Origin of the sequence: Streptomyces sp. CB02366, assembly GCF_001905905.1 — a bacterium.
GTDB lineage: Bacteria > Actinomycetota > Actinomycetes > Streptomycetales > Streptomycetaceae > Streptomyces.
The window spans coordinates 465,638-492,313 of sequence record NZ_LIVT01000003.1 but is presented as its reverse complement, the minus strand read 5'-3'; the positions used below and the strand labels follow the sequence as shown (position 1 = coordinate 492,313).

Sequence of the window (26,676 nt, the reverse complement as noted above, 5' to 3'; positions counted from 1 at the left end):
GACGCGTACCTGCTGGATCACGCTGGGTGAAACGTTACCGCCTCAGCGTCAGGAGCCTCCATGCCCCGTTCCCTCGTCCGTGCCCTGACCGGGGTGCTCGCCCTGACCGCCGCCGCGTCCGTGCCGCCGTTCGTCCCGCCCTCCGAGGCGGTCGCGGAGAGCATCGTCGTCGGCGGACGGCCTGCCTCCGTGGCGGACAGCCCTTGGGCCGTGGCGCTGTCGAGCCGGGACCGGTTCGGCGGGGCCCGCTCGGGGCAGTTCTGCGGCGGGGTCGCCGTGGCGCCCACGAAGGTCCTGACGGCCGCCCACTGTCTGAGTGACGAAGCCCTCGGCACCCCGGCGAACAGGGTGAAGGACCTGCGCGTCATCGCCGGCCGGGAGCGGCTGGGCGATTCCGACGGCCGGGAGATCCCGGTCCGGGCCATCTGGGTGAACCCGGCGTACGACTCCGTCTCCAACGCCGGCGACCTCGCCGTGCTGACCCTGGCCCGCGCCCTGCCGAAGGGCGGCACCATCCCGATGGCCCGGCGCGGGGACGCCGCCTACCGGGCCGGTACCGCCGCGGACGTGTACGGCTGGGGCGACACGTCGGGAAGCGGTACGTACGCCTCCGGGCTGCGTTCCGCGCGGGTCCGGGTCCTCCCGGACGCCGACTGCGCCCGGGCCTACCCGGGGGGCAGGGAGGGCACGTACAAGGCCTCCGCGATGCTCTGTGCGGGCGATCCGGCGGGCGGCCGGGACGCGTGCCAGGGCGACAGCGGCGGCCCGCTGGTGGCCCGTGGGCGGCTCATCGGCCTGGTGTCCTGGGGCAGCGGCTGCGGGCGTCCGGGCAGCCCCGGGGTGTACACACGGGTCTCCGCGGCCCTGGAATGGGCCGGGGGCCGCATCTGAGACGTGGCGGGCCGGTGCGCGGGGCGGCCCCGCGGGCGGTCCTGGGGCCGGGCGGCCCGCACGCCGGCCGGGCCGCCCCGGCCCCGCCCGGGGCCCCGGGCCCCGTCCCGAACGCGGAACCGCCCGAGCCCGCGCACGAGAACGGGCGGCGCCCCCGGGGTGGGGGAGCCGCCCGTCGGCCGGTCCTGGACCGGCCCTTGGCTCGTCGTGGATGTGCGAGGTGTCAGTGTTCCTCGTCGGCGGCCGCCGTCTGCACGGCGGTGAGCCGGTCCGTCTCATCCTGTATTTCCGCGGCGATCTTCTTGAGTTCCGGCTCGAACTTGCGCCCGTGGTGGGCGCAGAAGAGCAGTTCACCACCGCTGATCAGAACGACGCGCAGATATGCCTGGGCGCCGCAACGGTCGCAGCGGTCAGCCGCGGTCAGCGGGCTCGCGGGGGTCAGAACAGTAGTCACGTCGCCTCTTCTCTAGCTCGACGAGCTGTCGTACCAGGGTCAACATCCAACCAGGCCGAAAACGTTCCCGCTCGTGGCTTTTCTTCGAAACTTCTTCTCGGTGTGGCTGTCTGTTGCCGGTTGGCGGCGAATGTGCCGTATGCGGAAGCGCTACGGTTTCGCATTGCTTGTCAGGGGTGGGTCCGGCCGGCCGGCTTGCCGGTTTGTTCATGAGGACGTGCCCGGAGCCTAAATGGTTCATGCGTCGAAGGGAACGTGATGTGCACGTCACTCCAACGAATGATCGAACATCCATGCGAGCCCGGATGAGGCTCGACTAGCATGAGGATTCCCCGAGGGTGGCGTTACAACCGCTCTACCAGGCCTCTGTAGGCTCTCAGCGGCAACCGAAGCCGAGCCCCGCAGCCACGGGGGCCCCAGATGAAATTCAGCGAGGAGCGAACCGCGTGACCGCCGAAACGTCCGTGCCGTCCACCGCGATGCTGACCGGAGCAGGCGGCGACCGGGACAGCTCCAACTACACCGCGCGGCACCTCCTCGTCCTCGAGGGCCTGGAGGCGGTCCGCAAACGCCCCGGGATGTACATCGGGTCCACCGACAGCCGCGGCCTGATGCACTGCCTCTGGGAGATCATCGACAACTCCGTCGACGAGGCCCTGGGCGGCTACTGCGACCGGATCGAGGTCATCCTCCACGACGACGCCTCCGTCGAGGTCCGGGACAACGGCCGCGGCATCCCCGTCGACGTCGAGCCCAAGACGGGCCTGTCGGGCGTCGAGGTCGTGATGACCAAGCTGCACGCCGGCGGCAAGTTCGGCGGCGGCTCCTACGCGGCCTCGGGCGGCCTCCACGGCGTCGGCGCCTCCGTGGTCAACGCCCTCTCCGCCCGGCTGGACGTCGAGGTCGACCGGAACAGCGCGACCCACTCCATCAGCTTCCGCCGCGGCGTGCCCGGCATGTTCACCGAGCAGGGGCCGGACAGCCCGTTCGATCCGGCCAACGGGCTGCGCAAGGGCAAGCGCGTCCCCAAGACCCGTACCGGTACCCGGGTGCGGTACTGGTCGGACCGGCAGATCTTCCTCAAGGACGCCAAGCTCAACCTGGAGACGCTCCACCAGCGGGCCCGCCAGACCGCCTTCCTCGTCCCCGGCCTCACGATCATCGTCCGCGACGAGCGGGGCATCGACGGCGCGGGCAAGACGGAGGAGACCTTCCGTTTCGACGGCGGCATCAGCGAGTTCTGCGAGTACCTGGCCCAGGACAAGGCCGTCTGCGACGTCCAGCGGCTCAGCGGCACGGGCACCTTCAAGGAGACCGTCCCGGTGCTCGACGACCGCGGCCACATGACCCCCACGGAGGTCACCCGCGAGCTCGGCGTCGACATCGCCCTGCGCTGGGGCACCGGCTACGAGACGACCCTCAGGTCGTTCGTGAACATCATCGCCACCCCCAAGGGCGGCACCCACGTCACCGGGTTCGAGCGCTCCCTGACCAAGACGGTCAACGAGGTGCTGCGCTCCGCCAAGATGCTCCGCGTCGCCGAGGACGACATCGTCAAGGACGACGCCCTGGAAGGGCTCACCGCCGTCGTCACCGTGCGGCTCGCCGAGCCGCAGTTCGAGGGGCAGACCAAGGAGGTGCTCGGCACCTCGGCGGCCAACCGGATCGTCGCTGGCGTGGTCGCCAAGGAGCTCAAGGCGTTCCTGACCTCCACGAAGCGCGACGCCAAGGCCCAGGCCAGGGCGGTGCTGGAGAAGGCCGTCGCCGCCGCCCGCACCCGGATCGCGGCCCGCCAGCACAAGGACGCCCAGCGTCGCAAGACCGCGCTGGAGTCCTCCTCGCTGCCCGCCAAGCTCGCCGACTGCCGCAGCGACGACGTCGACCGCAGCGAGCTGTTCATCGTCGAGGGGGACTCGGCGCTCGGCACCGCCAAGCTGGCCCGGAACAGCGAGTTCCAGGCGCTGCTGCCGATCCGCGGAAAGATCCTCAACGTCCAGAAGTCGTCCGTCTCCGACATGCTGAAGAACGCCGAGTGCGGCGCGATCATCCAGGTCATAGGAGCCGGGTCCGGGCGGACCTTCGACATCGACGCCGCCCGCTACGGCAAGGTGATCATGATGACCGACGCCGACGTCGACGGCTCCCACATCCGCACCCTGCTGCTGACCCTCTTCCAGCGTTACATGCGCCCGATGGTCGAGGCGGGCCGGGTCTTCGCCGCGGTGCCGCCGCTGCACCGGATCGAGCTGGTCCAGCCCAAGAAGGGCCAGGACAAGTACGTCTACACCTACTCCGACCAGGAGCTGCGCCAGACCCTCCTGGAGTTCCAGCGCAAGAACGTGCGGATCAAGGAGTCGATCCAGCGCTACAAGGGCCTCGGCGAGATGGACGCCGACCAGCTGGCCGAGACGACGATGGACCCGCGCCACCGCACGCTGCGGCGCATCAACATCGGGGACCTGGAGTCCTCAGAGCAGGTCTTCGACCTGCTGATGGGCAACGAGGTCGCCCCCCGCAAGGAGTTCATCACCAGCTCCGCGGCCACCCTGGACCGCTCGCGCATCGACGCCTGACGCGCACGCCCGGCCCCGTACGGAACCGGCCCCGCACGCCGGTCCGTACGCCCCGCCCGGCTCCCGCGCCCGCCCGGCCCCCGCTCCCGTCCACCGGACCGGGGGCCCGTGCGCTTCCCGGGGCAGCGCGGAGGAAACGCGCGGCCGTCCGGCACTTCTGTCACCTGAAGGGGTGAAGTCGGGCGTATGCCGCGCCCGGCGGCTTCCCCAACCGCCCATGGTGGGCCGTGCGGCCGAAACAGGTCGGCGGATCAGGGGAGTTGTTCGGTGGAGAAGGAAGCAGGGCCGGTGACCGCCGGAGCGCGGTTCGACGACCCGTGGGACGACGTGCCGGCCCCCGGCCGGGGCGAGCGGGACGGAGCGGGCGGCCTCGTGGCGGCCGGGGAGCCGGGAGGGGAGCGGACCGCGCCCGGCGCGGCCGAGATCTACCGGGAAGTGCACGGCAGCGCCGCCTTCCGCGAAGTGCGCCGCCGCTACCGCCGCTTCGTCTTCCCCGCCGCCCTCGCCTTCCTCCTCTGGTATCTCGCCTATGTCGTCGCCGCGACCACCGCGCCCGAGCTGATGGCCCGCCCGGTCGCCGGGGCGCTCAACGTCGCGATGGCGGCGGGGCTCGGCCAGTTCCTCACCACCTTCCTGCTCACCTGGGCGTACGCACGGCACGCGCGGCTGCGCCGGGACCGGGCCGCGCTCGACCTGCGCTGGGAGACCCAGGAGATGACGCGAGGGGCCGTGCGGTGAGCGGCGACCACCAGACACTGGCCCTCCTGCTGTTCAGCGTGTTCGTCGCGGTGACGCTGTTCATCACGACCCGGGTCGGCCGCGCCCGGCAGGGCTCCGCTGAGGAGTTCTACGCCGGCGGCCGGCTGTTCTCGCCCATGGAGAACGGATTCGCCATCGCCGGCGACTACATGTCCGCGGCCTCCTTCCTCGGGATCTCCGGACTGATCGCCCTCTTCGGCTACGACGGCATGCTCTACTCGGTCGGCTTCCTCGTCGCCTGGCTGGTCGTCCTGCTGTTCGTCGCCGAACTCGTGCGCAACTGCGGCCGGTACACCCTGGCCGACGTGGTCGCCGCACGGATGGCGGAGCGCCCGGTGCGCACCGCGCTCGGCACCTCCTCCGTCACCGTCTCCGTGCTGTACCTGGTCGCCCAGATGGTCGGCGCGGGCAGCCTGGTGGCCCTGCTGCTCGGCGGTACGAGCGACGCCGCCCGGTCCTGGACCGTCGTAGGGGTGGGCGCGCTCATGGTGATCTACGTGTCGTTCGGCGGGATGCGCGCCACCACCTGGATCCAGATCGTCAAGGCCGTCCTGCTGATGGCCGGGGCCGTGGCCCTCACCGTGCTCGTCCTGGTCCATTTCCGCGGGAACGTCGACCAGTTGCTCCACACCGCCGCCGAACGCAGCGGCCACGGCAAGGACTTCCTCGCCCCCGGCCTCCGCTACGGCGGGGACTGGACCTCACGCCTCGACTTCATCAGCCTGGGCGTGGCCCTGGTCCTCGGCACGGCGGGGCTGCCCCACATCCTGTCGCGCTTCTACACCGTGCCCACCGCCCGCGCGGCGCGCCGCTCGGTCGTCTGGTCCATCGGCCTGATCGGCGGTTTCTACCTGATGACGATCGTGCTCGGGTTCGGCGCCGCCGCCCTCGTCGGCCCCGCGGAGGTCCGCGCCTCGAACGCGGCGGGCAACACCGCGATCCCGCTGCTGGCCCTCGATCTCGGCGGCGGCGAGGGCACCACCGGTGGAACGATTCTCTTTGCCGTGGTCGCGGCCATCGCCTTCGCCACCATCCTGGCCGTCGTCGCGGGCATCACGCTCGCCTCGTCCGCGTCCGTCGCCCACGACCTCTACGCCTCGCTCCGCCGCCCCGGCCGCAGGAGGCACGGGGAGGTCGCCGTGGCACGGGTCGCCGCCGCCGGGATCGGCGCGGTCGCGATCGGCCTCGGGCTGCTCGCGCAGGATCTCAACGTCGCGTTCCTGGTGGGCCTCGCCTTCGCCGTCGCCGCCTCGGCCAACCTCCCGGCCCTGCTCTACGCGCTGTTCTGGCGCGGCTTCACCACCCGGGGCGCGGTCTGGGCGGTGTACGGGGGGCTGGTCCCGGCGGTCGTCCTGGTGCTGGTCTCACCCGTCGTCTCGGGCAGCCCGACGTCGCTGTTCCCGGGCGTCGACTTCCAGCTCTTCCCCCTGGAGAACCCGGGCCTGGTCTCCATCCCCCTCGGCTTCCTGGCCGGCTGGATCGGTACGGTGACCTCCTCCGAGCCGCCCGACGAGGCCAAGCACGCCGAGACCGAGGTCCGCGCCCTGACGGGGGCCGGAGCGGCGTAGCGCCCGCCCCCCGGCCCGAGTCCCGGGCGTCCCGCTGCGGCCGGGCCCGGGGCTCGGGCCGGGAAACGCCGTGGGAGTCAGCCCGAGGCCCAGGCGTACCGGTGCTCCGGGCGGCCCGTCTCGCCGTACCGCAGCGTCAGCCGGACCTTGCCCGTGCGTTCCAGCAGCTTCAGATAGCGCTGCGCCGTCTGGCGGCTCATCCCCGCGCTGTCCGCGATCTCCTGCGCGGAGAGCGGGCCCTCCGCGCCGCGCAGCGCCTGGCGGACCAGTTCGGCGGTGGTGGGGGAGTGGCCCTTGGGGAGGACCGGCTCGCTCGCCGCCCACAGCGCGCCGAAGAGCCGGTCCACCTCCGCCTGCTCCGCCTCGCCGCCCCCGTCGAGCGTCCGGCGCAGGGCCGCGTACGCCTCCAGCTTCGAACGCAGACCGGCGTACGTGAACGGCTTGACCAGGTACTGGAGCGCGCCGTGCCGCATCGCGTCCTGCACGGTCGCGACGTCCCGGGCGGCCGTCACCATGATCACGTCGGCCCGGTGGCCGAGGCGGCGCAGCTCCCGGACCACGGCGAGGCCGTTGCGGTCGGGCAGGTAGTGGTCCAGCAGGATCAGGTCCACCGGGACCTCCTCGACCGTCTCCAGCGCGGCGGCCGCCGAGTGGGCCCGGGCGGCCACCCGGAACCCGGGGACCTTGGCGACGTACGCCGCGTTGATCTGCGCCACGCGCACGTCGTCGTCCACGATCAGGACCTGGATCACCACTGTTCTCCCGTCGTGGCCGGATGGGCGGAGGGCTGCCAGCCGCCGAGGGAGCCGTCCGCCCGGCGCCCGGGGGCGGGGGTTACCGTGTCCCGCGGCTCGGCGTCGGCCAGCGCGTCCGGCAGTACCACCGTGAACAGCGCGCCGCCCCCGTCCGCGTCGGAGACCGTGACGCCGCCGCCCTGGCGCTCCGCCAGCCTCCGTACGAGGGCGAGCCCGAGGCCGCGCTTGCCGTGCGCCGGGACGTCCTTGGTGGACCAGCCCTCCGTGAAGATCGACGCGTGCCGCTCCGGGGGCACGCCGGGGCCGCTGTCCCGCACGCCCAGCACCACCGTACGGCCCTCCGTCCGCAGCTCGACCTCGATCCGCGCCCCGTCCGATCCGGCCGCCGCGTCCGTGGCGTTGTCGACGAGGTTGCCGACCACGGTGACCAGGCCCCGGGGGTCGACGACCCGGTCCGGCAGCAGGGTGCCGGGGGTCAGCCGCAGCGCGACGCCCCGCTCGGCGGCGACCGTCGCCTTGCCGACGAGGAGGGCGGCCAGCAGCGGGTCCTGGACCTTCTCCGTGACCTGCTCGGCCGTCGCCCGGTGGACGCCCACCACCTCCGTGACGAACTCCATCGCGTCCTCGTGCATCTCCAGTTCCAGCAGCCCCAGCAGGGTGTGCAGCCGGTTCGCGTGCTCGTGGTCCTGGGCGCGCAGGGCGTCGATCAGCCCCGTGGTGGAGTCGAGTTCGCGGCCCAGGTGCTCCAGTTCGGTCCGGTCGCGCAGGGTCACCACGGCGCCGCCGTCGTCCGTGGGCATCCGGTTGGCCAGCAGCACCCTGCTGCCCCGCACCGCCAGCAGGTCGTCGCCGACCACGCGCCCGGTCAGCACGTCCGTGGTCCGGCCCTCGCCCAGCACCTCCTCCAGCGGCCGGCCCGCCGCCTCCGGGCCCAGCCCCAGCAGCCGCTGTGCCTCGTCGTTCAGCAGACGGACCCGGCCGGCGGCGTCCAGGGCGACGACCCCTTCGCGGATGCCGTGCAGCATGGCCTCGCGTTCGGTCAGCAGCGCGGAGATGTCGGAGAACGCCAGGTCGTGGGTCTGCCGCTGCAAGCGGCGGGAGATCAGGTACGCGGCGAGCGCCCCGACGGCCAGGGCCCCGCCCGCGTACGCCAGCAGCCCCGGGATCGCCCCGAGGAGGCGGGCGCGGACGCTGTCGTACTCGATGCCGACCGAGACCGCGCCGATCACCTCGCCGGAGTCGTCCACCAGCGGCACCTTGCCGCGCGCGGAGCGCCCGAGGGTTCCGCTGTCGATCTCCATGACCTCGCGTCCGCGCAACGCCTCACCGGGGTCGGTGGAGACGACCGCGCCGATCCGGTCCGCGGAGGGGTGCGACCAGCGCACTCCGCGCCCGTCCATGACCACGACGTACTCCGCACCGGTCGCCCGCCTGATCCGCTCGGCGGTCGACTGGACGGGGCCCCGGGCGGACGGGTCCGTGCTGCCCAGGTCCCGTGCGATCTCCGGCTGGGCGGCGGTGGACTGGGCGATGGCGAGGGCGCGGCGCATCGCCTGGTCGTCGAGCTGGTCGCTGAGAGGCGCCAGGAACAGGCCGGTGACCAGGATCGTCACGCCGGTGATGATGGCCAACTGCATCAGCAGGACCTGGGAGAAGACCCGCCGGGGCCAGCCGAACCGGCGGGGCCCCCTGCCGGGGGTCGGTGGGGCGTTCACCGTACGAACGGTAAGGGCCGGGCGGCCGGGGTGGAAATCCGGCCGCCCGGCCCCGGCGCGGGTGGCCCCGGGCGCGACCGCGCGCCCGGGGCCGCGTACGGCTCCCGGCCCCCTCCGCGGGGGCGCCAGGCGTCCGCGGACCCGGTCGAGGTCCGCCGGCCGCCTCTACGCGGTGGGCAGCGGCTGCGGTGGGCGGGGCCCCGTGTACTGCCCGCTCGGCCTGATGCGGAGCGGGCGCTCCCCGTACTCCTCCAGCGCGTGGGCGATCCAACCCGCCGTCCGGGCCACCGCGAACACGGTCTCGCCCGCGTCCGCCGCCATCCCCCGGGAGACCGACAGGACGGCCAGCGCCAGGTCGACGTTGGCGTGCAGCGGGGCGTGCCGCGCCGTCGTGGCCATCACCTCGCGGGCCGCCGCCAGCGCTGCCGCGGCCCGGGGCGTCCGGGCCAGCAGGTCGAACAGGAGCGTCGCCCGCGGGTCCTCGCCCCGGTAGAGCCGGTGGCCCAGCCCCGGCACCCGCCGCCCGGTCCGCAGGTGGTCGGCGACCACGGGAACCGCGCTGCCCCGGTCCACCGCCTCCTGGAGCATCCGGTGCGCCAGCCCGCTCGCCGCGCCGTGCAGCGGCCCCTCCAGCACGCCGAGCCCCGCCGAGACGACGGCGTACGGATGGGCCCGTGCGGAGGCGGCGACCCGGGCGGCCAGCGTGGAGGCCGCCAGGTCGTGGTCGATCAGGAGGGCCAGGGCCGCGTCCAGCACCGCGAGGGAAGGGGTGTCGGCCGGCTCGGCGGTCAGCCGTGACCACAGCTCCCGCGCCAGGGAACTCCCCTCGGGCGCGGGGTCGCCGAGCGTCGGCAGGGCGGCCACCAGGGTCGGGATCAGGCCCCGGGCGCTGTTCAGGACCGCCTCGGGCGACAGGTCGAACCGCAGTGCGTCGGTGGCCGCGGCGGCGGTGACCGCGACCCTCAGCCGGTCCGTGGAGCCGCTGTGCGCGGGCAGTGCGCCGATCGCCCGGCGGGCCGCCGCGAGGGGTCCGGCGGGGGCGGTGAACCGTGCGCCCGGCCGCGGTTCGCCTGTCCACAGCCACTCGGCGACCTCCTCGTAGCCGTACCGCCGGGCCAGTTCCGTCGCGTCGACCCCGCGGAAGTAGCAGCGGTCGCCCTCGATGAGCGTGAGGCCGGTGCGGAAGACGAGATCGCCCCCGGCCGGGGAGGGATCCCGCCGTCCCGATCGCCGGGCCAGCGCCCGTACCTCGTCGGCGTCGAACGTGCTGCCCCGCCCTCCGGCGGCCCGGGCGCTGTTCAACTGACCCCGGCTGACGTAGGCGTACACCGTCTCCGGCTTCACGCCCAGGAGTTCGGCCGCCTCCCGGGTGGTGAGCCGGGGAGCGCCGGGCCGGGCGGACTCTGGTTGATCCGTCATGGGACCACCGTATCCACCGGCCGTATACATTGATTCAATCAACATTGACAGATCTTCCATCAAGCATGGACAGTCGAATCAATGTTGCATGCACGGAAGAGGGAGCAGCCATGACCACCACCCCCGACGCCCCCGCCGTCCCCCGCGGTCTGGCCGGTGTCGTCGTCACCGACACCGAACTCGGCGACGTACGCGGTCGCGAGGGCTTCTACCACTACCGCCGGTACTCGGCGATCGAGCTGGCGGAGACCCGGAGCTTCGAGGACGTCTGGTATCTGATGTTCCACGGCGAACTCCCCGACGGGGCGGCCGCCGCCGACTTCGCCGCCCGCACGGCCGCGCTGCGCACCCTCCCCCCGCAGGTGCGCGAGGCCCTGCCCGCCATCGCCCGCGCGAGCGCCGTCTCCGGTCCGCTCGCCGGACTGCGTACCGCCCTCTCCCTGCTCGGCGCCTCGGCGGGCTTCCGCCCGGTGTACGACATCGACGCCGGACGGCGGCGCGAGGACGCGCTCGCCGCCTGCGCGGCCGTGCCCACGATCCTGACGGCCCTCCACCGCCTCGGCCAGGGGCTGGAGCCGGTCGAACCGCGCGAGGACCTGCCCCACGCCGCGAACTACCTGTACATGCTGACCGGTGTCGAAGCCGGCTGCGACCAGGTCCGGGCGATCGAGCGGTACCTGGTCTCCACCATCGACCACGGCTTCAACGCCTCCACCTTCACCGCCCGGGTCGTCGCCTCCACCGGGGCCGATCTGGCCGCCTGCCTGGTCGCGGCGGTCGGCGCGCTCTCCGGACCGTTGCACGGCGGAGCGCCCAGCCGGGCCCTGGACACCCTGGACGCCATCGGCGCCCCGGACCGCATCGACGGCTGGATCCGCGAACAGGTCCTCTCCGGCCGCCGCATCATGGGCTTCGGCCACCCCGTCTACCGCACCGAGGACCCGCGCTCCCGCATGCTCAAGTCCCTCGCGCAGGGCTTCGGCGGCCCGCTCGTCGACTTCGCCGTCGAGGTGGAGGCCCAGGTCGAGGCCATCCTCGCCGAACTCAAGCCGGGCCGGGAACTGCACACCAACGTGGAGTTCTACGCCGGAGTGGTCATGGAGCTGTGCGGGCTGCCGCGCGCGATGTTCACCCCCACCTTCTGCGCGGCGCGGGTGGTCGGCTGGAGCGCCAATATCCTGGAGCAGGCGGAGGACTCGAAGATCATCCGCCCGGCGGCGCGCTACGTCGGCGCACCCCCGCCGCAGCCGGTACCGGCACCCTGACGACGCCCCCAGGAAGGCCCCCGTTGAACCCGCCCCGCACCCCGCAGATCCCGGTCGTCGTCCTGGCGGGCTTCCTCGGCTCAGGCAAGACCACGCTCCTGAACCACCTGCTCCGCAACCGGGCGGGCACCCGGATCGGCGTGATCGTCAACGACTTCGGGGCCATCGAGATCGACGCCATGACCGTCTCGGGCCAGGTCGGCTCCACGGTGTCGCTCGGCAACGGCTGCCTGTGCTGCGCCGTGGACGCCAGCGAACTCGACTCCTTCCTGGAGACGCTGACCCGGCCCTCCGCCCGGCTGGACGTGATCGTCATCGAGGCGAGCGGCCTCGCCGAGCCGCAGGAACTGGTGCGCATGCTGCTGGCCAGCGACGACCCGCACATCCTGTACGGGGGCCTCATCGAGGTCGTCGACGCGGCGGAGTTCGACGCCACCCGTGAGCGGCATCCCGAACTCGACCGCCATCTCGCCGTCGCCGACCTCGTCGTCCTGAACAAGACCGACCGGGTGGCGGAAGGCGAGGGGGAGCGGCTGCGGGCGACGGTCGAGGCGCTGAGCGGCCCGGCACCCGTGATCTCCGCCGTGCACGGCCGGATCGACCCGGAACTTCTCTTCGACCCCGCACTGCGGCCGGACCACGAGGAGGCGGCCGGACAGCTGAGCTTCGAGGACCTGCTGCGGGAGGAGGGGTGCGGGGCCCACGAGGGGGGTGACGGGCACAGCCACGACGGGCATCTCCACGCGGCGTACGAGAGCGTCGAGTTCACCTCGGACGTGCCGCTCGACCCGCGCCGCTTCATGGCGTTCCTGGACTTCCGGCCCGAGGGGCTGTACCGGATCAAGGGCTTCGTCGACTTCGGTGCGGGAGACCGGGACAACGCCTACGCGCTGCACGCGGTCGGCCGCTTCCTGCGCTTCGTCCCCCGGCCCTGGGCGCGCGGCGAGCAGCGCCTCACCCAGCTCGTCATGATCGGCGCCGGGATCGACGCCGCGGCACTGCGGGCCGGGCTCGCCGCCTGTCGCTCGCAGGAACCCGCCCCCGGGGCGCCGGCCGGGGATCCCGCCGCCGTCGAGCGCGCCATGTGGGGCGTACTGCGGTACGTACCCCGGGACGGCGCCGAGGAGGACGCCGAGGACGTACCGGAAGAACGCGGCGAGGAGCGGGAAGCGGACGCGGAGGCGTGACGCCCCGGCCCGCCCCCGCCGCACCTGCCGCGCGCCCGCCCCGTACGGACGGCGGCGAGGGCGCCGAACGCGGCGGGGCCTACAGCGGCGGGCCCGCGATCACGGCCACCTTCTCCAGCAGCGGCGTGCCCGAACCGTCCCGCCTCGGGTCCGGCTCCGGCAGCTTCGCCGGGGCGCCGTTCTTCTGCGCGGCCCGTGCCGGGGCCGCGCCCGCCCAGGCGAAGACCAGGACGTCCTCGCCCTTCAGGAACCGCTGGCAGCGCACCCCGCCGGTGGCCCGGCCCTTGCGCGGATACTGGTCGAACGGGGTGAGCTTGGACGTCATTACCGAGTCGTCCAGCGTGCCGTGCGAACCGGCCACCGTGAACACGATCGCCTCGGACGCCGGGTCCACCGCCGTGAAGGACAGCACCTCGGCCCCCGCCGTCAGCTTGACGCCCGCCATGCCTCCGGCGGGGCGGCCCTGCGGGCGCACCGAAGCCGCCGGATAGCGGAGCAACTGGGCGTCGGAGGTGATGAACACCAGGTCCTCCTCGCCCGTGCGCAGTTCGGTCGCCCCGACGATCCGGTCACCGTCCTTCAGGGTGATGACCTCCAACTCGTCCTTGTTGGCCGGGTAGTCCGGCACCACGCGCTTCACCACGCCCTGCAGGGTGCCGATCGCCAGACCCGGCGAGGACTCGTCCAGGGTGGTGAGGCAGATCAGCTCCTCGTCCGCCTCCAGCGTGAGGAACTCGGAGATCTGGGCCCCGCCCGAGAGGTTCGGCTCGGCGTGGGTGTCCGGGAGCTGCGGCAGGTCGATCACCGAGAGCCGCAGCAGCCGGCCCTTGGACGTCACCGCTCCGACGTCGCCGCGGGCCGTCGCCGCCACCGCCGACACGATCACGTCGTGCTTGGTCCGCCGGGCGTCCTCGGAGACCTCGACCGGCTCCGCGTTGGCCGTACGGGCCAGCAGCCCGGTGGAGGAGAGCAGCACCCGGCAGGGGTCGTCCGCCACCTCCAGCGGAACGGACGCGATCTGCGAACCCGCCGACTCCAGCAGCACCGTGCGCCGGTCCGTGCCGAACTTCTTCGCCACGGCGGCCAGCTCGGTGGAGACCAGCTTGCGCAGCTCCGTGTCCGACTCCAGGATCGCGGTCAGCGCCTCGATCTCGGAGGTGAGCTTGTCCCGCTCGGCCTCCAACTCGATCCGGTCGAACCGGGTGAGCCGGCGCAGCGGCGTGTCCAGGATGTACTGGGTCTGGATCTCGCTCAGCGAGAAGTGCGCCATCAGGCGCTCCTTCGCCTGCGCGGAGTTGTCGCTGTCCCGGATGATCCGGATGACCTCGTCGATGTCGAGGAGCGCGACGAGCAGGCCCTCGACCAGGTGCAGCCGGTCGCGCCGCTTGGTGCGGCGGAACTCGCTGCGCCGCCGCACGACCTCGAAGCGGTGGTCGAGGTAAACCTGCAGCAGCTCCTTGAGGCCCAGGGTGAGGGGCTGGCCGTCGACCAGCGCCACGTTGTTGATGCCGAAGGACTCCTCCATCGGCGTCAGCTTGTAGAGCTGTTCCAGCACCGCTTCCGGCACGAAGCCGTTCTTCACCTCGATGACCAGCCGCAGGCCGTGCGCCCGGTCGGTGAGGTCCTTGACGTCGGCGATGCCCTGGAGCTTCTTCGCCGAGACCAGGTCCTTGATCTTGGAGATCACCTTCTCCGGGCCGACGGCGAAGGGGAGTTCGGTGACGACGAGGCCCTTGCGGCGGGCCGTCACATTCTCCACGGCGACGGTGGCGCGGATCTTGAACGTGCCGCGGCCCGCCGTGTACGCGTCCTTGATGCCGGAGAGGCCGACGATACGGCCGCCGGTGGGCAGGTCGGGGCCGGGAACGAAGCGCATCAGCGTCTCGACGTCGGCGCCCGGGTGCTTGATCAGGTGCCGGGCGGCGGCGATGACCTCGCCCAGATTGTGCGGGGGCATGTTGGTGGCCATGCCCACGGCGATCCCGGACACGCCGTTGACCAGGAGGTTGGGGTAGGCGGCCGGGAGGACGACCGGCTCCCGCTCCTGGCCGTCGTAGTTCGACTGGAAATCGACGGTGTCCTCGTCGATCGCCTCGGTCATCAGCGAGGTGGCGTCGGCCATCCGGCACTCGGTGTACCGCATGGCGGCCGGCGGGTCGTCGTTGCCGAGCGAACCGAAGTTGCCGTGGCCGTCGACCAGGGGCAGCCGCATCGAGAAGGGCTGTGCCATCCGCACGAGCGCGTCGTAGATCGAGGCGTCGCCGTGGGGGTGCAGCTTGCCCATCACCTCGCCGACGACGCGGGCGCACTTCACGTAGCCGCGGTCGGGGCGCAGTCCCATCTCGTTCATCTGGGACACGATGCGGCGGTGCACCGGCTTCATGCCGTCGCGGGCGTCGGGCAGGGCCCTGGAGTAGATCACCGAGTACGCGTACTCGAGGAAGGAGCCCTGCATTTCGTCGACGACGTCGATGTCGAGGATCTTCTCCTCGAAGTCGTCCGGCGGCGGGGTCTTCGTGCTACGGCGGGCCATCGCGGCTGCGACTCCTTCACGGATTCTGTTCGGGCGACCTGAGCTTGTTCGGTGCGACACGAGCTGCTGACGCGCTCCATTGTGGACCTCCGGACTGACAACGCCGACCTCGACCCGTCCGAAGCGGTCGGGGCGGTCGGGGCGGGCCGCCCGCGGGGGCGTCCGCGACACCATCGACGGAAACATCCGCGGAACGGGAACTTCGCCAGGCACCGGTGCGCTTGCTTAGAGTGGCAGGTCTGGCAGGAAGACCAGCATCGCGATCGAAGGGACGTACATGCCCATGGGTCACACGGCCACCGCACAGGCCGGCTCCGGCGGCTTGACAGCGACCGAGCACCGCCTGGCCAACGGCCTGCGTGTGGTGCTCTCCGAGGACCATCTGACCCCGGTCGCCGCGGTCTGCCTCTGGTACGACGTCGGCTCGCGCCACGAGGTCGAGGGCCGCACCGGTCTGGCCCACCTCTTCGAGCACCTGATGTTCCAGGGCTCGGGCCAGGTCAAGGGGAACGGCCACTTCGAGCTGGTCCAGGGGGCCGGCGGCTCGCTCAACGGGACCACCAGCTTCGAGCGGACCAACTACTTCGAGACCATGCCCACCCACCAGCTGGAGCTGGCGCTCTGGCTGGAGGCCGACCGCATGGGCTCCCTCCTCGACGCCCTCGACGAGGAGTCCATGGAGAACCAGCGCGACGTCGTCAAGAACGAGCGGCGCCAGCGTTACGACAACGTGCCCTACGGCACCGCGTTCGAGCGGCTGACCGCCCTCTCCTACCCCGAGGGCCACCCCTACCACCACACCCCGATCGGCTCCATGGCCGACCTGGACGCGGCCACGCTGGAGGACGCCCGCGCGTTCTTCCGTACGTACTACGCGCCGAACAACGCGGTGCTCTCGGTGGTCGGCGACATCGACCCCGAGCAGACCCTCGCCTGGATCGAGAAGTACTTCGGCTCCATCCCCTCCCACGACGGCAAGCAGCCGCCGCGCGACGGGACGCTGCCCGAGATCATCGGCGAGGAGCGGCGCGAGGTGGTCACCGCCGAGGTCCCCGCACGCGCCCTGATGGCGGCCTACCGTCTGCCCCACGACGGCACCCGCGCCTGCGACGCCGCCGATCTGGCGCTCACCGTGCTGGGCAGCGGCGAGTCCTCCCGGCTGCACAACCGGCTGGTCCGCCGCGACCGCACGGCGGTGGCGGCGGGCTTCGGACTGCTGCGGCTCGCCGGCGCCCCCTCGCTCGGCTGGCTGGACGTGAAGACGTCCGGCGGCGCGGAGGTGGCGCAGATCGAGGCCGCCGTGGACGAGGAGCTGGCCCGGTTCGCCGCCGAGGGGCCGACCCCGGAGGAGATGGAGCGGGCCCAGGCGCAGTTGGAGCGCGAGTGGCTGGACCGGCTCGGCACGGTCGCCGGCCGCGCCGACGAACTCTGCCGTTACGCCGTCCTGTTCGGCGACCCGCAGCTCGCCCTGACCGCCGTCGGCCGGGTCCTGGACGTCACCGCCGAGGAGGTGCGCGCGGCGGCCGAGGCGGCCCTGCGCCCCGACAACCGGGCCGTGCTGGTCTACGAGCCCATCGAGCCGGCCGAGGACGCCGACGGCGAGCAGGCCGACGAGGGCACCGACGACGCCCACGAGGGGGCGGCCAAGTGAGCGACGCCGCCGTGACTGGAGTAACCATGGAGTTCCACCCGCAGCCCACCCCCGGCACGGCCCGCCCCTGGGCCTTCCCGGCCCCCGAGCGCGGCGCGCTCCCCAACGGGCTGACCGTGCTGCGCTGCCACCGCCCCGGCCAGCAGGTCGTCGCGGTGGAGATCTTCCTGGACGCGCCGCTGGAGGCCGAGCCCGAGGGCCTGGACGGCGTGGCCACGATCATGTCGCGGGCGCTCTCGGAGGGCACCGACAAGCACAGCGCCGAGGAGTTCGCCGCCGAGCTGGAGCGCTGCGGCGCCACGCTCGACGCGCACGCGGACCACCCCGGCGTCCGGGTCTCCCTGGAGGTCCCGGCCTCCCGGCTGGCCAAGGCCCTCGGGCTGGTCGCCGAGGCGCTGCGGGCCCCGGCCTTCGCCGAGAGCGAGATCGAGCGCCTCGTCGGCAACCGGCTCGACGAGATCCCGCACGAGCGGGCCAACCCGTCCCGGCGCGCCGCCAAGCAGCTCTCCAAGGAGCTGTTCCCGGCCGCCTCCCGGATGTCCCGGCCGCGCCTGGGCACCGAGGAGACGGTCCGGCGGATCGACGCGGCCGCCGTGCGCGCCTTCTTCGACGCGCACGTCCGCCCGTCCACCGCCACGGCCGTCATCGTCGGCGACCTCACCGGCATCGACCTGGACGCTCTGCTCGCGGAGACCCTCGGAGACTGGTCGGGCAACGCCGGACAGACCCGTCCGGTGCCGCCGATCACCGCGGACGACACCGCCCGCGTGGTCATCGTGGACCGCCCCGGCGCGGTCCAGACCCAGCTGCTCATCGGCCGGATCGGCGCCGACCGGCACGAGCGCGTCTGGCCCGCCCAGGTGCTCGGCACCTACTGCCTGGGCGGCACCCTCACCTCCCGGCTGGACCGGGTGCTGCGCGAGGAGAAGGGCTACACCTACGGGGTGCGCGCCTTCGCCCAGGTGCTGCGCTCCTCCGGCCCCGACTCGGGCGGCGCCGCCATGCTCGCGATCAGCGGCTCGGTGGACACGGAGTCCACCGGACCGGCGCTGGAGGACCTCTGGAAGGTCCTGCGGACGCTGGCCGCCGAGGGGCTGACCGACGCCGAGCGCGAGACGGCCGTGCAGAACCTGGTGGGCGTCGCCCCGCTGAAGTTCGAGACCGCCGCCTCCGTCGCGAGCACGCTGGCCGACCAGGTCGAGCAGCACCTCCCCGACGACTACCAGGCCCACCTCTACGCCCGGCTCGCGGAGACCGGCACCGTGGAGGCGACCGCCGCCGTGGTCAACGCGTTCCCGGTCGATCGGCTCGTCACCGTCCTCGTGGGGGACGCGGCGCAGATCGAGGAGCCCGTGAAGGCGCTCGGCATCGGCGAGGTGTCGGTCGTCACCGGCTGACGCCTCCTGCGGCGCACCGCCGTGAACGGGACCCCGACGGAAGCGGTTTCGTCGGGGTCCAGGCTTTTTGTCCCTTTGTTTATCTTCATACCCTTTCGGGGTGGTAGGTGGATGTTTGTCCTGTGGGATGCGTGACACATCCGCTGCTCCGTTTGGCGAGGGGAAGCCTGCCCGCCTAGCGTCGGCTCGGCTGTCCGTCACCCTTGTGCCGCGTCCGTGGCGCCGGGCAGCCATCGCCGAGTCCCCGTCAGGCGCGAGCCTGGGGAGCCGGGGACCCATCGCAGTCCCTGGGGTGAATCGGAGGCCCGAGCCGTGAACCGGCGCGGGGATCCGTAGGAGACCTTCCTGCTCCGAACCCGTCAGCTAACCCGGTAGGCGAGAAGGAAGGAAAGGAACAGCCCCTCCATGGCGTTCACCCGTGCCACCGGGAAGCACCGTGCCCCGAGCCGTCTCACGCGCCGGAGCGTCCGGGCCGCCGGCATCGCGACCCTGGCCACCACCGGAGTCATCGGCTCGCTGTCCACCCCGGCGCTCGCCGCGGACACCGAGGCCGCCAAGGTCACCGAGACCCGCCTCTCCCAGGCCATCGAGCTCAACGCCACGCTCGCCGACCGGATCGACGCCCAGGCGGACGCCCAGAAGAGGCAGGCCGACGAGATCGCCCGGGCGAAGGCCCGGGCCGCCGCCGAGGCCCGCGCCAAGGCGGCCAAGGCCAAGGCGAAGGCGGAGGCCGAGCGCAAGGCCGAGGCCCGCGCCGAGGAGGTCCGCGAGGAGAAGGCCAGGGCCGCCCGTGCCGCCGAGCGCGCTCGCCTCAACGCCTTCCACCTCCCCGTCGCCGGCTCCCACGTCACCACCGGTTACCGGAGCGGCGGTTCGCTCTGGTCGTCCGGCAGCCACTCCGGCGTGGACTTCATGGCCGCCTCCGGCAGCTCGGTCGTCGCGGTCGGCGCCGGTACGGTCGTCGAGGCCGGCTGGGGCGGGGCGTACGGCAACAACATCGTGCTCCGGATGGCGGACGGCACGTACACCCAGTACGGCCACCTCTCCTCGATCGGCGTCTCCGTCGGCCAGAGCGTCTCCTCCGGCCAGCAGATCGGCCTCTCCGGCTCCACCGGCAACTCCACCGGCCCGCACCTGCACTTCGAGGCCCGCACCACCCCCGACTACGGCTCCGACATGGACCCCGTCGGCTACCTGCGTTCCCACGGTCTGAACGTCTGACGCCTTTCCGTGCGATCCCTTCCGAAGGCCCCGGCGCCCGCCGGGGCCTTCGGTCGTTCCGCTCCGAATTCCTCAAAGAAATCTCTGTGTTCCGGATCGCCATCGGAAATTCCGGTGGATTGCCCTAGAGTCGCGGAACAGACGTCGGACGGCCGCGTTCGGTGGGGATCGGGACGGAGGTTCGGGTATGCGCGTTCCCGCGCGTTCGGTGGGCACGGCCCTGCGTGACGACATCGTCTCCGGTGTGCACCCGCCCGGCAGCCGCCTCACCGAGGAACTGCTGGCCCGCCGCTACGGCGTCTCCCGCGTCCCGGTCCGCGAGGCCCTGCGCACGCTGGAGTCCGAGGGCTTCGTGGTCATCCGCCGGCATGCCGGCGCCTGGGTCGCCGAGCTCGGCGTGCAGGAGGCGGCCGATCTCCTGGAGATGCGGACGCTCCTGGAGCCGCTGAGCGCGGCACGCGCCGCCCGGCGCCGTACGGAGGCCCACCTCAAGGTGTTGCGGGGTCTGGTGCGACTGGGTCAGGAGCGGGCCCGCCGCGGCGAGGGCGAGGACCTGCGCGCCCTGGGCGGCTGGTTCCACGAGACCCTCGCCCAGGCGTCCGGCAGCCCCGGCCTCATCGCCCTGCTCACCCAGCTCCGCTACAAGATCGCCTGGATGTACACGGTCGACCGGCCGGACCGACCGGTCGATTCCTGGGCCGAACACGGGGCGATCGTGGACGCCGTGGCGCGGGGCGACGCGGAGCGGGCGAGGGCCCTCGGCGCCCGGCACGCCGAACGCGTCGCCGGGGCCCACCGACTGCGCCGCCCGGTCCTCCCGGGACGCCGCACTCCGCCCGCCGCCCGCGTGAGCGCTCCGTAACACGGCGAGAACATCGTGGAAAGCCGCCGTTGACAGAGAATGCGTACAAAGGAAGAAGAGAAAGGGGGGACGGGCTCCGCGCTGCCCGCCCTTCCGGATTTTTCGGCTCGCTGCCTTTTCCCCGGCATACGAAAGAGCCGTGACCCCCGGAGGGTCACGGCTCTCGCGCATCCGCGTCCGCCCGAAAGGCGCGGCCGGGAAAGCCGACCGAAAAGTGCGGCCGGGAAAAGGTTCAGACGGTCTCGGGAAGCTCTTCCAGGCCCTCGGCGACCAGCTTCGCCAGCCGGTCCAGCGCGGCCTCGGAGCCGTCCGCGTCGGACGCGAGCACGATCTCCTCGCCGCCCTGCGCGCCCAGGCCGAGCACGGCGAGCATGGAGGCGGCGTTCACCGGGTCGCCGTCGGCCTTGGCGATCGTCACGGGGACGCCGGAGGCCGTGGCGGCCCGGACGAAGATGGAAGCGGGGCGGGCGTGCAGGCCCTCGGCCCAACCGACGTTTACGCGGCGCTCAGCCATGGTTCTGCCCTTCACATATCAACGGTTGTCTAGACCAGTCTCTCATGCAGTGCGTGGTGCTGTGCCCGGCCGCCTCCTGTCCGGCCGGGGCTCCGGACGCCCCGGTCGGGGGCTCCTCAGACTGCCCCGGCGCCGGGCCCTCCGCGACCGGGGCCCCCGCCGTAGGCTTTGCGCATGGAGCCCATGCCGGAGCAGAGTCCGCCTCACGCGTACCCCGACCACTGGGAAGCGGACGTGGTGCTCCGCGACGGCGGCACCGCCCGCATCAGGCCGATCACCACGGACGACGCCGAGAGACTGGTCAGCTTCTACGAGCAGGTGTCCGACGAGTCGAAGTACTACCGCTTCTTCGCCCCGTACCCCCGGCTATCCGACCGGGACGTGCACCGCTTCACCCATCACGACTACGTCGACCGGGTGGGACTGGCGGTCACGATCGGCGGCGAGTTCATCGGAACGGTCCGCTACGACCGCATCGACGACCGGGGCCGCCCCGCCTCCGCCCCCGCCGACGAGGCCGAGGTCGCCTTCCTCGTCCAGGACGCCCATCAGGGCCGGGGGGTCGCCTCGGCGTTGCTCGAACACATCGCCGCGGTCGCCCGTGAGCGCGGCATCCGGCGGTTCGCCGCCGAGGTGCTCCCCGCCAACAACAAAATGATCAAGGTGTTCCGGGACGCCGGCTACACCCAGCGCCGCAGTTTCGAGGACGGCTCCGTCCACCTCACCCTCGACCTCGAACCCACCGAGAAGTCCCTCGCCGTCCAGCGCGGCCGTGAACAGCGCGCCGAGGCCCGATCGGTGCAGCGCCTCCTCGCCCCCGGCTCCGTCGCCGTCATCGGCGCCGGCCGCGCCCCCGGCGGGGTGGGGCGCACGATCCTGCGCAACCTCCTCGCCGCCGGGTACACCGGCCGCGCCTACGCGGTGAACCACGCCTTCGACGAGGGCCCGGCCACGCTCGACGGCGTCCCCGCCCACCGCTCGCTCGGCGAGATCGGGGAGCAGGTCGACCTCGCGGTCATCGCCGTCCCCGCCCACCGGGTTCCCGAGGCCGTCGCCGACTGCGGTGAGCACGGCGTCCAGGGGCTGGTCGTCGTCTCCGCCGGATACGCCGAGCGGGGCGCCGAGGGCCGCGAGCTCCAGCGGGAACTGGTCCGCCAGGCACGCTCGTACGGCATGCGGATCATCGGCCCCAACGCGTTCGGCATCATCAATACCGCCGAGGCCGTCCGGCTGAACGCCTCGCTCGCCCCCGAGTCGCCCGCCCCCGGCCGGATCGGCCTCTTCACCCAGTCCGGCGCGATCGGCATCGCCCTGCTCTCCGGCCTGCACCGGCGTGGCGCGGGTCTGTCCTCGTTCATCTCGGCGGGCAACCGGGCCGACGTCTCCGGCAACGACTTCCTCCAGTACTCCTTCGAGGACCCGGACACCGACGTCGCCCTGCTCTACCTCGAATCCCTCGGCAACCCCCGCAAGTTCACCCGTCTCGCCCGCCGGACCGCCGCCGTGAAGCCCGTCGTCGTGGTGAAGGGCGCCCGGCACAGCGGCACCAACCCGCCCGGCCACGCCGTCCCGGTCAGCCGCATCCCCGACGCGACGGTCTCCGCGCTGATGCGCCAGGCCGGCGTCATCCGGGTCGACACCGTGACGGAGATGGTCGACGCCGGGATCCTGCTGGCCGGACAGCCCCTCCCGTCCGGCCCCCGGGTCGCCATCCTCGGCAACTCCGAGTCCCTCGGCCTCCTGACGTACGACGCCTGCCTGGCCGAGGGGCTGCGTCCGCGCCCGCCGATCGACCTCACCACCGCCGCCTCCCCGCAGGACTTCCGGGACGCGCTGGCCGAGGCGCTCGCGGACGCCACCTGCGACGCCGTGATCGTCACCGCCATTCCGCGGGTGGGGGAGGACGGGGAGGCGGAGACCGGCGACGGGCAGGTGCTGGCCGCCGCCCTGCACACGGCCGCGGCCGGGGGCTCGGCCAAGCCGGTGGCCGTCGTCCACGTCGAGCTGGGCGGTCTCGCCGAGGCGCTGGCCGCCGCCAGCAGCACGGCCGCCCCGCACCCCCGGACCGCCGCCGCGCCCCGGACCGCGTCCCCGGAAGAGGCCGCCGACCGGGCGGGGGCCCACGCACCCCCGGCGACGGGCGGCCCCCACGCGGCGGCCGCCGACCGCACGGCGACCGCCGACCGCACGGCGGCCGCCGACCGCACGGCGACCGCCGACCGCACGGCGACCGCGGACCGCACGGCGACGGGCGCCCCGGCCACGCCGCCGGCCCCGGCGTCCTCCGCCGCCCCGGGAGCAGCGGCCCCCGACCCCCTGCCCCGCCCCGGCCGCATCCCCGCCTACCCCGCCGCCGAACGCGCCGTACGGGCCCTGGCGGAGGCCGTGAAGTACGCCCAGTGGCGACGGCAGGCGGCCGTGCCCGGCAAGGTCCCCGAACTCCTCGACGACACCATCGACGAGGCGGGGGCCGCAGCCCTGATCGAGGCCCACTTGGCCGCCGCCCCCGACCCGCGGGGCCACCGGCTCGGCCCTGACGAGGCCCGCGAACTCCTCGGCCGCTACGGCATCGGCGTACGCCCCACGCTGCCCGCCCCCGACCCCGACGCGGCCGTCGCCGCCGCCGCCCGGCTCGGCTACCCCGTCGCCCTCAAGACCACCGCGCCCCACCTGCGCCACCGCGCCGACCTCGGCGGGGTCCGCCTCGACGTCGCGGACGAGGACGCGCTGCGCCGGGCGTACGGAGACCTCACCGACCTCCTCGGCAAGCCCGCCGAACTGCTCCCCGTCGTCCAGGCGATGGCCCCGCGCGGCGTGGACACCGTGGTCCGCGCCTCCATCGACGCGGCCGCCGGGGCCGTCCTCTCCTTCGGCCTCGCGGGCGCCCCCTCCGAACTGCTCGGCGACACCGCGCACCGGCTGGTACCCGTCACCGACCGCGACGCCGCCGAGCTGATCCGGTCCATCAGGGCGGCCCCGGTGCTGTTCGGCTGGCGCGGTGCGGCCCCGGTCGACACGGCCGCGCTGGAAGAGCTGCTGCTGCGGCTCTCCCGGCTGGTCGACGACCATCCGGAAGTGGTCTCCGTCGCTCTCGAACCGGTCGTCGTCGCCCCGCACGGGCTGACCGTGCTCGGCGCGTCCGTCCGGCTCGCCCCGCCCCCCGCCCGCGGCGACCTGGGCCCCCGGCGCCTCCCGAACTACTGAGCCCGCCCGCGATCGGGGGCGGGGCCGAGGGGCCGGCCACGCGCACCTGCGGCGTTGCCGTCCATCACCATGGCCCGCCCCGCTCCGCCCCGCCTCGGTCCTCCGCCCCGTAGCCGCAGGCGCCCCGCCCCGCCCCTCCTCCAGCCCCCGCCGCCGGCGGGCTGACCGCCGGTGGCCGCCGGGGCGTCCCCGGCAGCCACCGGCCCGCCGTAGGATGGTGCACATGGCGAAGACCGGTACGACGACCCAGGGGCTGCGCGCGGCGATCGAGCGCAGCGGCTACTACCCGGCCCTCGTGGCCGAGGCGGTGGAGGCCGCCGTCGGCGGGGAGCCGGTCGCCTCGTACCTGGTGCACCAGGAGACCACGTTCGACTCCAACGAGGTCCGCCGCCACGTCACGGTCCTCGTCCTGACCGAGCACCGGTTCATCGTCAGCCACACCGACGAGCAGGCCGCCGACACCAGCTCCCCGACGCCGTACGCCACCACCTCCACCGAATCGGTCAAGCTGGAGCGGATCTCCTCCGTCGTGGTCAGCCGCGTGGTCGCCGACCCGGAGAAGTACGTCCCGGGCACCCTGCCCCGCGAGGTCGTGCTCACCATCGGCTGGGGCGCGGTCTCCCGCATCGACCTGGAGCCCGCCGCCTGCGGCGACTCCAACTGCGACGCCGACCACGGCTACACCGGCAGCTCCACCGCCGACGACCTGAGCCTGCGGGTCAGCGAGGCCGGCGACGGCCCCGACACCGTGCGCCAGACCCTCGCCTTCGCCCAGTCGCTCTCCGAGGCCACGGCCGCCATCGCGGCGGCCGGCCGCTGATGGCGCAGCCCGCCTGGCAGGACCCCGTTCCGCTGGCCCTCGACACCGCGCCCGTGCCCGAGTACGGCAGCGGCTCGCTCGCGGACCTGCTGCCCACGCTCGCCGCCGGGCAGGAGGTGCCGGGCTTCACCGCCGCGATCCCCGAGCTGACCCCGGCCGACCGGAACTGCGTCTTCCTGATCGACGGCCTCGGCTGGGAGCAGATCAAGGCCCACCCGGACGAGGCGCCCTTCCTGCACTCCCTGCTCCCCACCTCGCGCGGCGGCACCGGCCGTCCGCTCACCGCGGGCTTCCCCTCCACTACCGCGACCTCGCTCGCCTCGGTGGGCACGGGACTGCCCCCCGGCGAGCACGGGCTGCCCGGCTACACCGTGCGCGACCCGGGGACCGGCGCGCTGATGAACCAGCTCCGGTGGAAGCCGTGGACCGAGCCGAAGGTCTGGCAGCCCCACCCCACGGTCTTCCAGCTCGCGGACGCCGCCGGGGTGCGCACCGCGCAGGTCTCCGCGCCGATGTTCGAGCAGACCCCGCTGACCAAGGTCGCGCTCAGCGGCGGCTCCTTCCTCGGCCGGCTCTCCGGCGAGGAGCGCATGGACGTCGCCGCCCAGCGGCTGGCCGCCGGGGACCGCTCACTCGTCTACACGTACTACAGCGAGGTCGACGGCAAGGGCCACCGCTTCGGCACCGACTCCGACGCCTGGCGCGGCCAGCTGATGTACGTCGACGGACTCGCCCGACGCCTCGCGGAGCAGCTCCCACCGCGCTCGGCGCTCTACATCACCGCCGACCACGGCATGATCGACATCCCGTTCGACGAGCGGTCCCGGATCGACTTCGACGAGGACTGGGAGCTGAGCGCGGGCGTCGCCCTGCTCGGCGGCGAGGGCCGTGCCCGCCACGTCTACGCGGTGCCGGGCGCGCAGGACGACGTGCTGGCCGTCTGGCGCGAGGTGCTCGGCGAGCAGTTCTGGGTGGCGAGCCGGGACGAGGCGGTCGCCGCGGGCTGGTTCGGGCCGGTGATCGACGAACGGGTCCACGGCCGGATCGGCGACGTGGTCGCCGCCGCCCACGACGACGTGATCATCACGGCTTCCGTCAACGAACCCCACGAGTCCGCGATGGCCGGTGTGCACGGCTCCCTGACCCCCGTGGAACAGCTCGTCCCCCTCCTCGAAGTACGCTCCTGACCCCTCCCCCCGACCGACCCCTCCGAAAGGTGTTCGACCTCTCATGCCCGAGCTGGTGTTCTTCTCCGGAACCATGGACTGCGGAAAGAGCACGCTGGCCCTGCAGATCGGTCACAACCGCTCGGCGCGCGGGCTCCAGGGCGTGATCTTCACCCGGGACGACCGCGCGGGGGAGGGCAAGCTCTCCTCCCGGCTCGGGCTGGTGACGGACGCCGTCGAGGCCGAGGAGGGCATGGACCTCTACGCGCACATCGTGGACCGGGTCAGCCGGGGCGGCCGGGTCGACTACGTGATCGTGGACGAGGCGCAGTTTCTCGCCCCGGCACAGATCGACCAACTGGCCCGCGTCGTGGACGATCTGGGGCTCGACGTCTTCGCCTTCGGCATCACCACCGACTTCCGCACCAAGCTGTTCCCCGGCTCCCAGCGGCTGATGGAGCTGGCCGACCGGATAGAGGCCCTCCAGGTGGAGGCGCTCTGCTGGTGCGGGGCGCGCGCCACGCACAACGCCCGTACGGTGGACGGCGCCATGGTCGTCGAGGGCGCGCAGGTCGTCGTCGGCGACGTCAACCGGCAGGCGGGCGAGGTCGGTTACGAGGTGCTGTGCCGGCGCCACCACTGGCGCCGCATGACGAGCGGTTCCGCCCGCGCTGGCGCGCTCTCGCCGGACGTCCTGCCGGTGTCCTCGGACTGAGCCGTAC

Annotated in this window: 20 protein-coding genes and 1 riboswitch; of the genes, 14 read left to right on the top strand and 6 right to left on the bottom strand. The window is 73.2% G+C overall.

All coding sequences use genetic code 11. The annotated features are described in order from the left end of the window. The first annotated feature begins 60 nt into the window (after positions 1 to 60). Positions 61 to 891: a S1 family peptidase gene (locus AMK24_RS10725; protein WP_073767452.1), complete on the top strand. Its 831-nt coding sequence runs from the start codon at positions 61 to 63 to the stop codon at positions 889 to 891. Between the two features lie 223 nt (positions 892 to 1,114). Here AMK24_RS10725 and AMK24_RS10720 read toward each other — a convergent pair whose 3' ends face one another. Continuing rightward, entirely contained in the window at positions 1,115 to 1,345 is a 231-nt protein-coding gene (locus AMK24_RS10720; protein WP_073767451.1) for a DUF7455 domain-containing protein, read from the bottom strand. A 446-nt stretch (positions 1,346 to 1,791) separates the two neighbouring features. Here AMK24_RS10720 and AMK24_RS10715 point away from each other — a divergent pair, with 446 nt between their 5' ends. From AMK24_RS10715 to AMK24_RS10705, 3 genes are all read left to right on the top strand, one after another. Next, a complete protein-coding gene (locus AMK24_RS10715) occupies positions 1,792 to 3,918 on the top strand; it encodes a DNA gyrase/topoisomerase IV subunit B (RefSeq protein WP_073767450.1) in 2,127 nt (708 codons plus the stop codon). Between the two features lie 267 nt (positions 3,919 to 4,185). Continuing rightward, the gene (locus AMK24_RS10710; RefSeq protein ID WP_073767449.1) at positions 4,186 to 4,656 is read left to right on the top strand and encodes a DUF485 domain-containing protein; all 471 of its coding nucleotides are present in this window, start codon (positions 4,186 to 4,188) and stop codon (positions 4,654 to 4,656) included. After that, entirely contained in the window at positions 4,653 to 6,245 is a 1,593-nt protein-coding gene (locus tag AMK24_RS10705; protein WP_073767448.1) for a solute symporter family protein, read from the top strand. The genes AMK24_RS10710 and AMK24_RS10705 overlap by 4 nt, the downstream gene beginning before the upstream one ends. Positions 6,246 to 6,322: 77 nt before the next feature. Here AMK24_RS10705 and AMK24_RS10700 read toward each other — a convergent pair whose 3' ends face one another. The 3 genes from AMK24_RS10700 to AMK24_RS10690 form a co-directional block, all read right to left on the bottom strand. Continuing rightward, positions 6,323 to 6,997 carry a DUF7342 family protein gene (locus AMK24_RS10700; protein ID WP_073768759.1) on the bottom strand — a complete coding sequence of 225 codons (675 nt, stop codon included), beginning with the start codon at positions 6,995 to 6,997 and terminating at the stop codon, positions 6,323 to 6,325. Continuing rightward, the gene (locus AMK24_RS10695) at positions 6,994 to 8,715 is read right to left on the bottom strand and encodes an ATP-binding protein (RefSeq protein WP_073767447.1); all 1,722 of its coding nucleotides are present in this window, start codon (positions 8,713 to 8,715) and stop codon (positions 6,994 to 6,996) included. Before AMK24_RS10695 ends, AMK24_RS10700 begins: the two co-directional genes overlap by 4 nt. A gap of 165 nt (positions 8,716 to 8,880) precedes the next feature. Beyond that, the gene (locus tag AMK24_RS10690) at positions 8,881 to 10,134 is read right to left on the bottom strand and encodes a citrate synthase (protein ID WP_073767446.1); all 1,254 of its coding nucleotides are present in this window, start codon (positions 10,132 to 10,134) and stop codon (positions 8,881 to 8,883) included. 110 nt (positions 10,135 to 10,244) lie between these two features. On the opposite strand from AMK24_RS10690, the gene AMK24_RS10685 reads away from it, so the two are divergent. Continuing rightward, positions 10,245 to 11,399 carry a citrate synthase/methylcitrate synthase gene (locus tag AMK24_RS10685; protein ID WP_073767445.1) on the top strand — a complete coding sequence of 385 codons (1,155 nt, stop codon included), beginning with the start codon at positions 10,245 to 10,247 and terminating at the stop codon, positions 11,397 to 11,399. Between the two features lie 23 nt (positions 11,400 to 11,422). Further along, positions 11,423 to 12,586, top strand: coding sequence for a CobW family GTP-binding protein (locus AMK24_RS10680; RefSeq protein WP_073767444.1), 1,164 nt, complete (start codon positions 11,423 to 11,425; stop codon positions 12,584 to 12,586). A 79-nt stretch (positions 12,587 to 12,665) separates the two neighbouring features. Here AMK24_RS10680 and AMK24_RS10675 read toward each other — a convergent pair whose 3' ends face one another. Further along, on the bottom strand, positions 12,666 to 15,119 hold the full coding sequence (locus AMK24_RS10675) for a DNA gyrase/topoisomerase IV subunit A (protein WP_073767443.1): 2,454 nt from the start codon (positions 15,117 to 15,119) through the stop codon (positions 12,666 to 12,668). Between the two features lie 277 nt (positions 15,120 to 15,396). On the opposite strand from AMK24_RS10675, the gene AMK24_RS10670 reads away from it, so the two are divergent. From AMK24_RS10670 to AMK24_RS10655, 4 genes are all read left to right on the top strand, one after another. Further along, a complete protein-coding gene (locus tag AMK24_RS10670; RefSeq protein WP_073767442.1) occupies positions 15,397 to 16,770 on the top strand; it encodes a M16 family metallopeptidase in 1,374 nt (457 codons plus the stop codon). 26 nt (positions 16,771 to 16,796) lie between these two features. Beyond that, a complete protein-coding gene (locus AMK24_RS10665) occupies positions 16,797 to 18,167 on the top strand; it encodes a M16 family metallopeptidase (protein WP_073767441.1) in 1,371 nt (456 codons plus the stop codon). Between the two features lie 224 nt (positions 18,168 to 18,391). Then, a riboswitch (cyclic di-AMP (ydaO/yuaA leader) is annotated at positions 18,392 to 18,559 on the top strand. Positions 18,560 to 18,572: 13 nt separating this feature from the next. Then, entirely contained in the window at positions 18,573 to 19,388 is an 816-nt protein-coding gene (locus AMK24_RS10660) for a M23 family metallopeptidase (protein WP_073767440.1), read from the top strand. A gap of 187 nt (positions 19,389 to 19,575) precedes the next feature. Next, positions 19,576 to 20,250 carry a GntR family transcriptional regulator gene (locus AMK24_RS10655; RefSeq protein WP_073767439.1) on the top strand — a complete coding sequence of 225 codons (675 nt, stop codon included), beginning with the start codon at positions 19,576 to 19,578 and terminating at the stop codon, positions 20,248 to 20,250. A gap of 232 nt (positions 20,251 to 20,482) precedes the next feature. Here the strand turns inward: AMK24_RS10655 and AMK24_RS10650 are convergent, their stop codons facing one another. Further along, on the bottom strand, positions 20,483 to 20,764 hold the full coding sequence (locus tag AMK24_RS10650; protein ID WP_073767438.1) for an HPr family phosphocarrier protein: 282 nt from the start codon (positions 20,762 to 20,764) through the stop codon (positions 20,483 to 20,485). Positions 20,765 to 20,938: 174 nt separating this feature from the next. Between AMK24_RS10650 and AMK24_RS10645 the strand changes: the two genes are divergently transcribed. The 4 genes from AMK24_RS10645 (at position 20,939) to AMK24_RS10630 (ending at position 26,669) form a co-directional block, all read left to right on the top strand. Beyond that, positions 20,939 to 23,968 carry a bifunctional acetate--CoA ligase family protein/GNAT family N-acetyltransferase gene (locus AMK24_RS10645; protein ID WP_073767437.1) on the top strand — a complete coding sequence of 1,010 codons (3,030 nt, stop codon included), beginning with the start codon at positions 20,939 to 20,941 and terminating at the stop codon, positions 23,966 to 23,968. 223 nt (positions 23,969 to 24,191) lie between these two features. Further along, entirely contained in the window at positions 24,192 to 24,788 is a 597-nt protein-coding gene (locus AMK24_RS10640; protein ID WP_073767436.1) for a DUF5998 family protein, read from the top strand. Next, a complete protein-coding gene (locus AMK24_RS10635; RefSeq protein ID WP_073767435.1) occupies positions 24,788 to 25,975 on the top strand; it encodes an alkaline phosphatase family protein in 1,188 nt (395 codons plus the stop codon). Before AMK24_RS10640 ends, AMK24_RS10635 begins: the two co-directional genes overlap by 1 nt. A gap of 43 nt (positions 25,976 to 26,018) precedes the next feature. After that, on the top strand, positions 26,019 to 26,669 hold the full coding sequence (locus AMK24_RS10630) for a thymidine kinase (RefSeq protein WP_073767434.1): 651 nt from the start codon (positions 26,019 to 26,021) through the stop codon (positions 26,667 to 26,669). Positions 26,670 to 26,676: the final 7 nt, after the last annotated feature.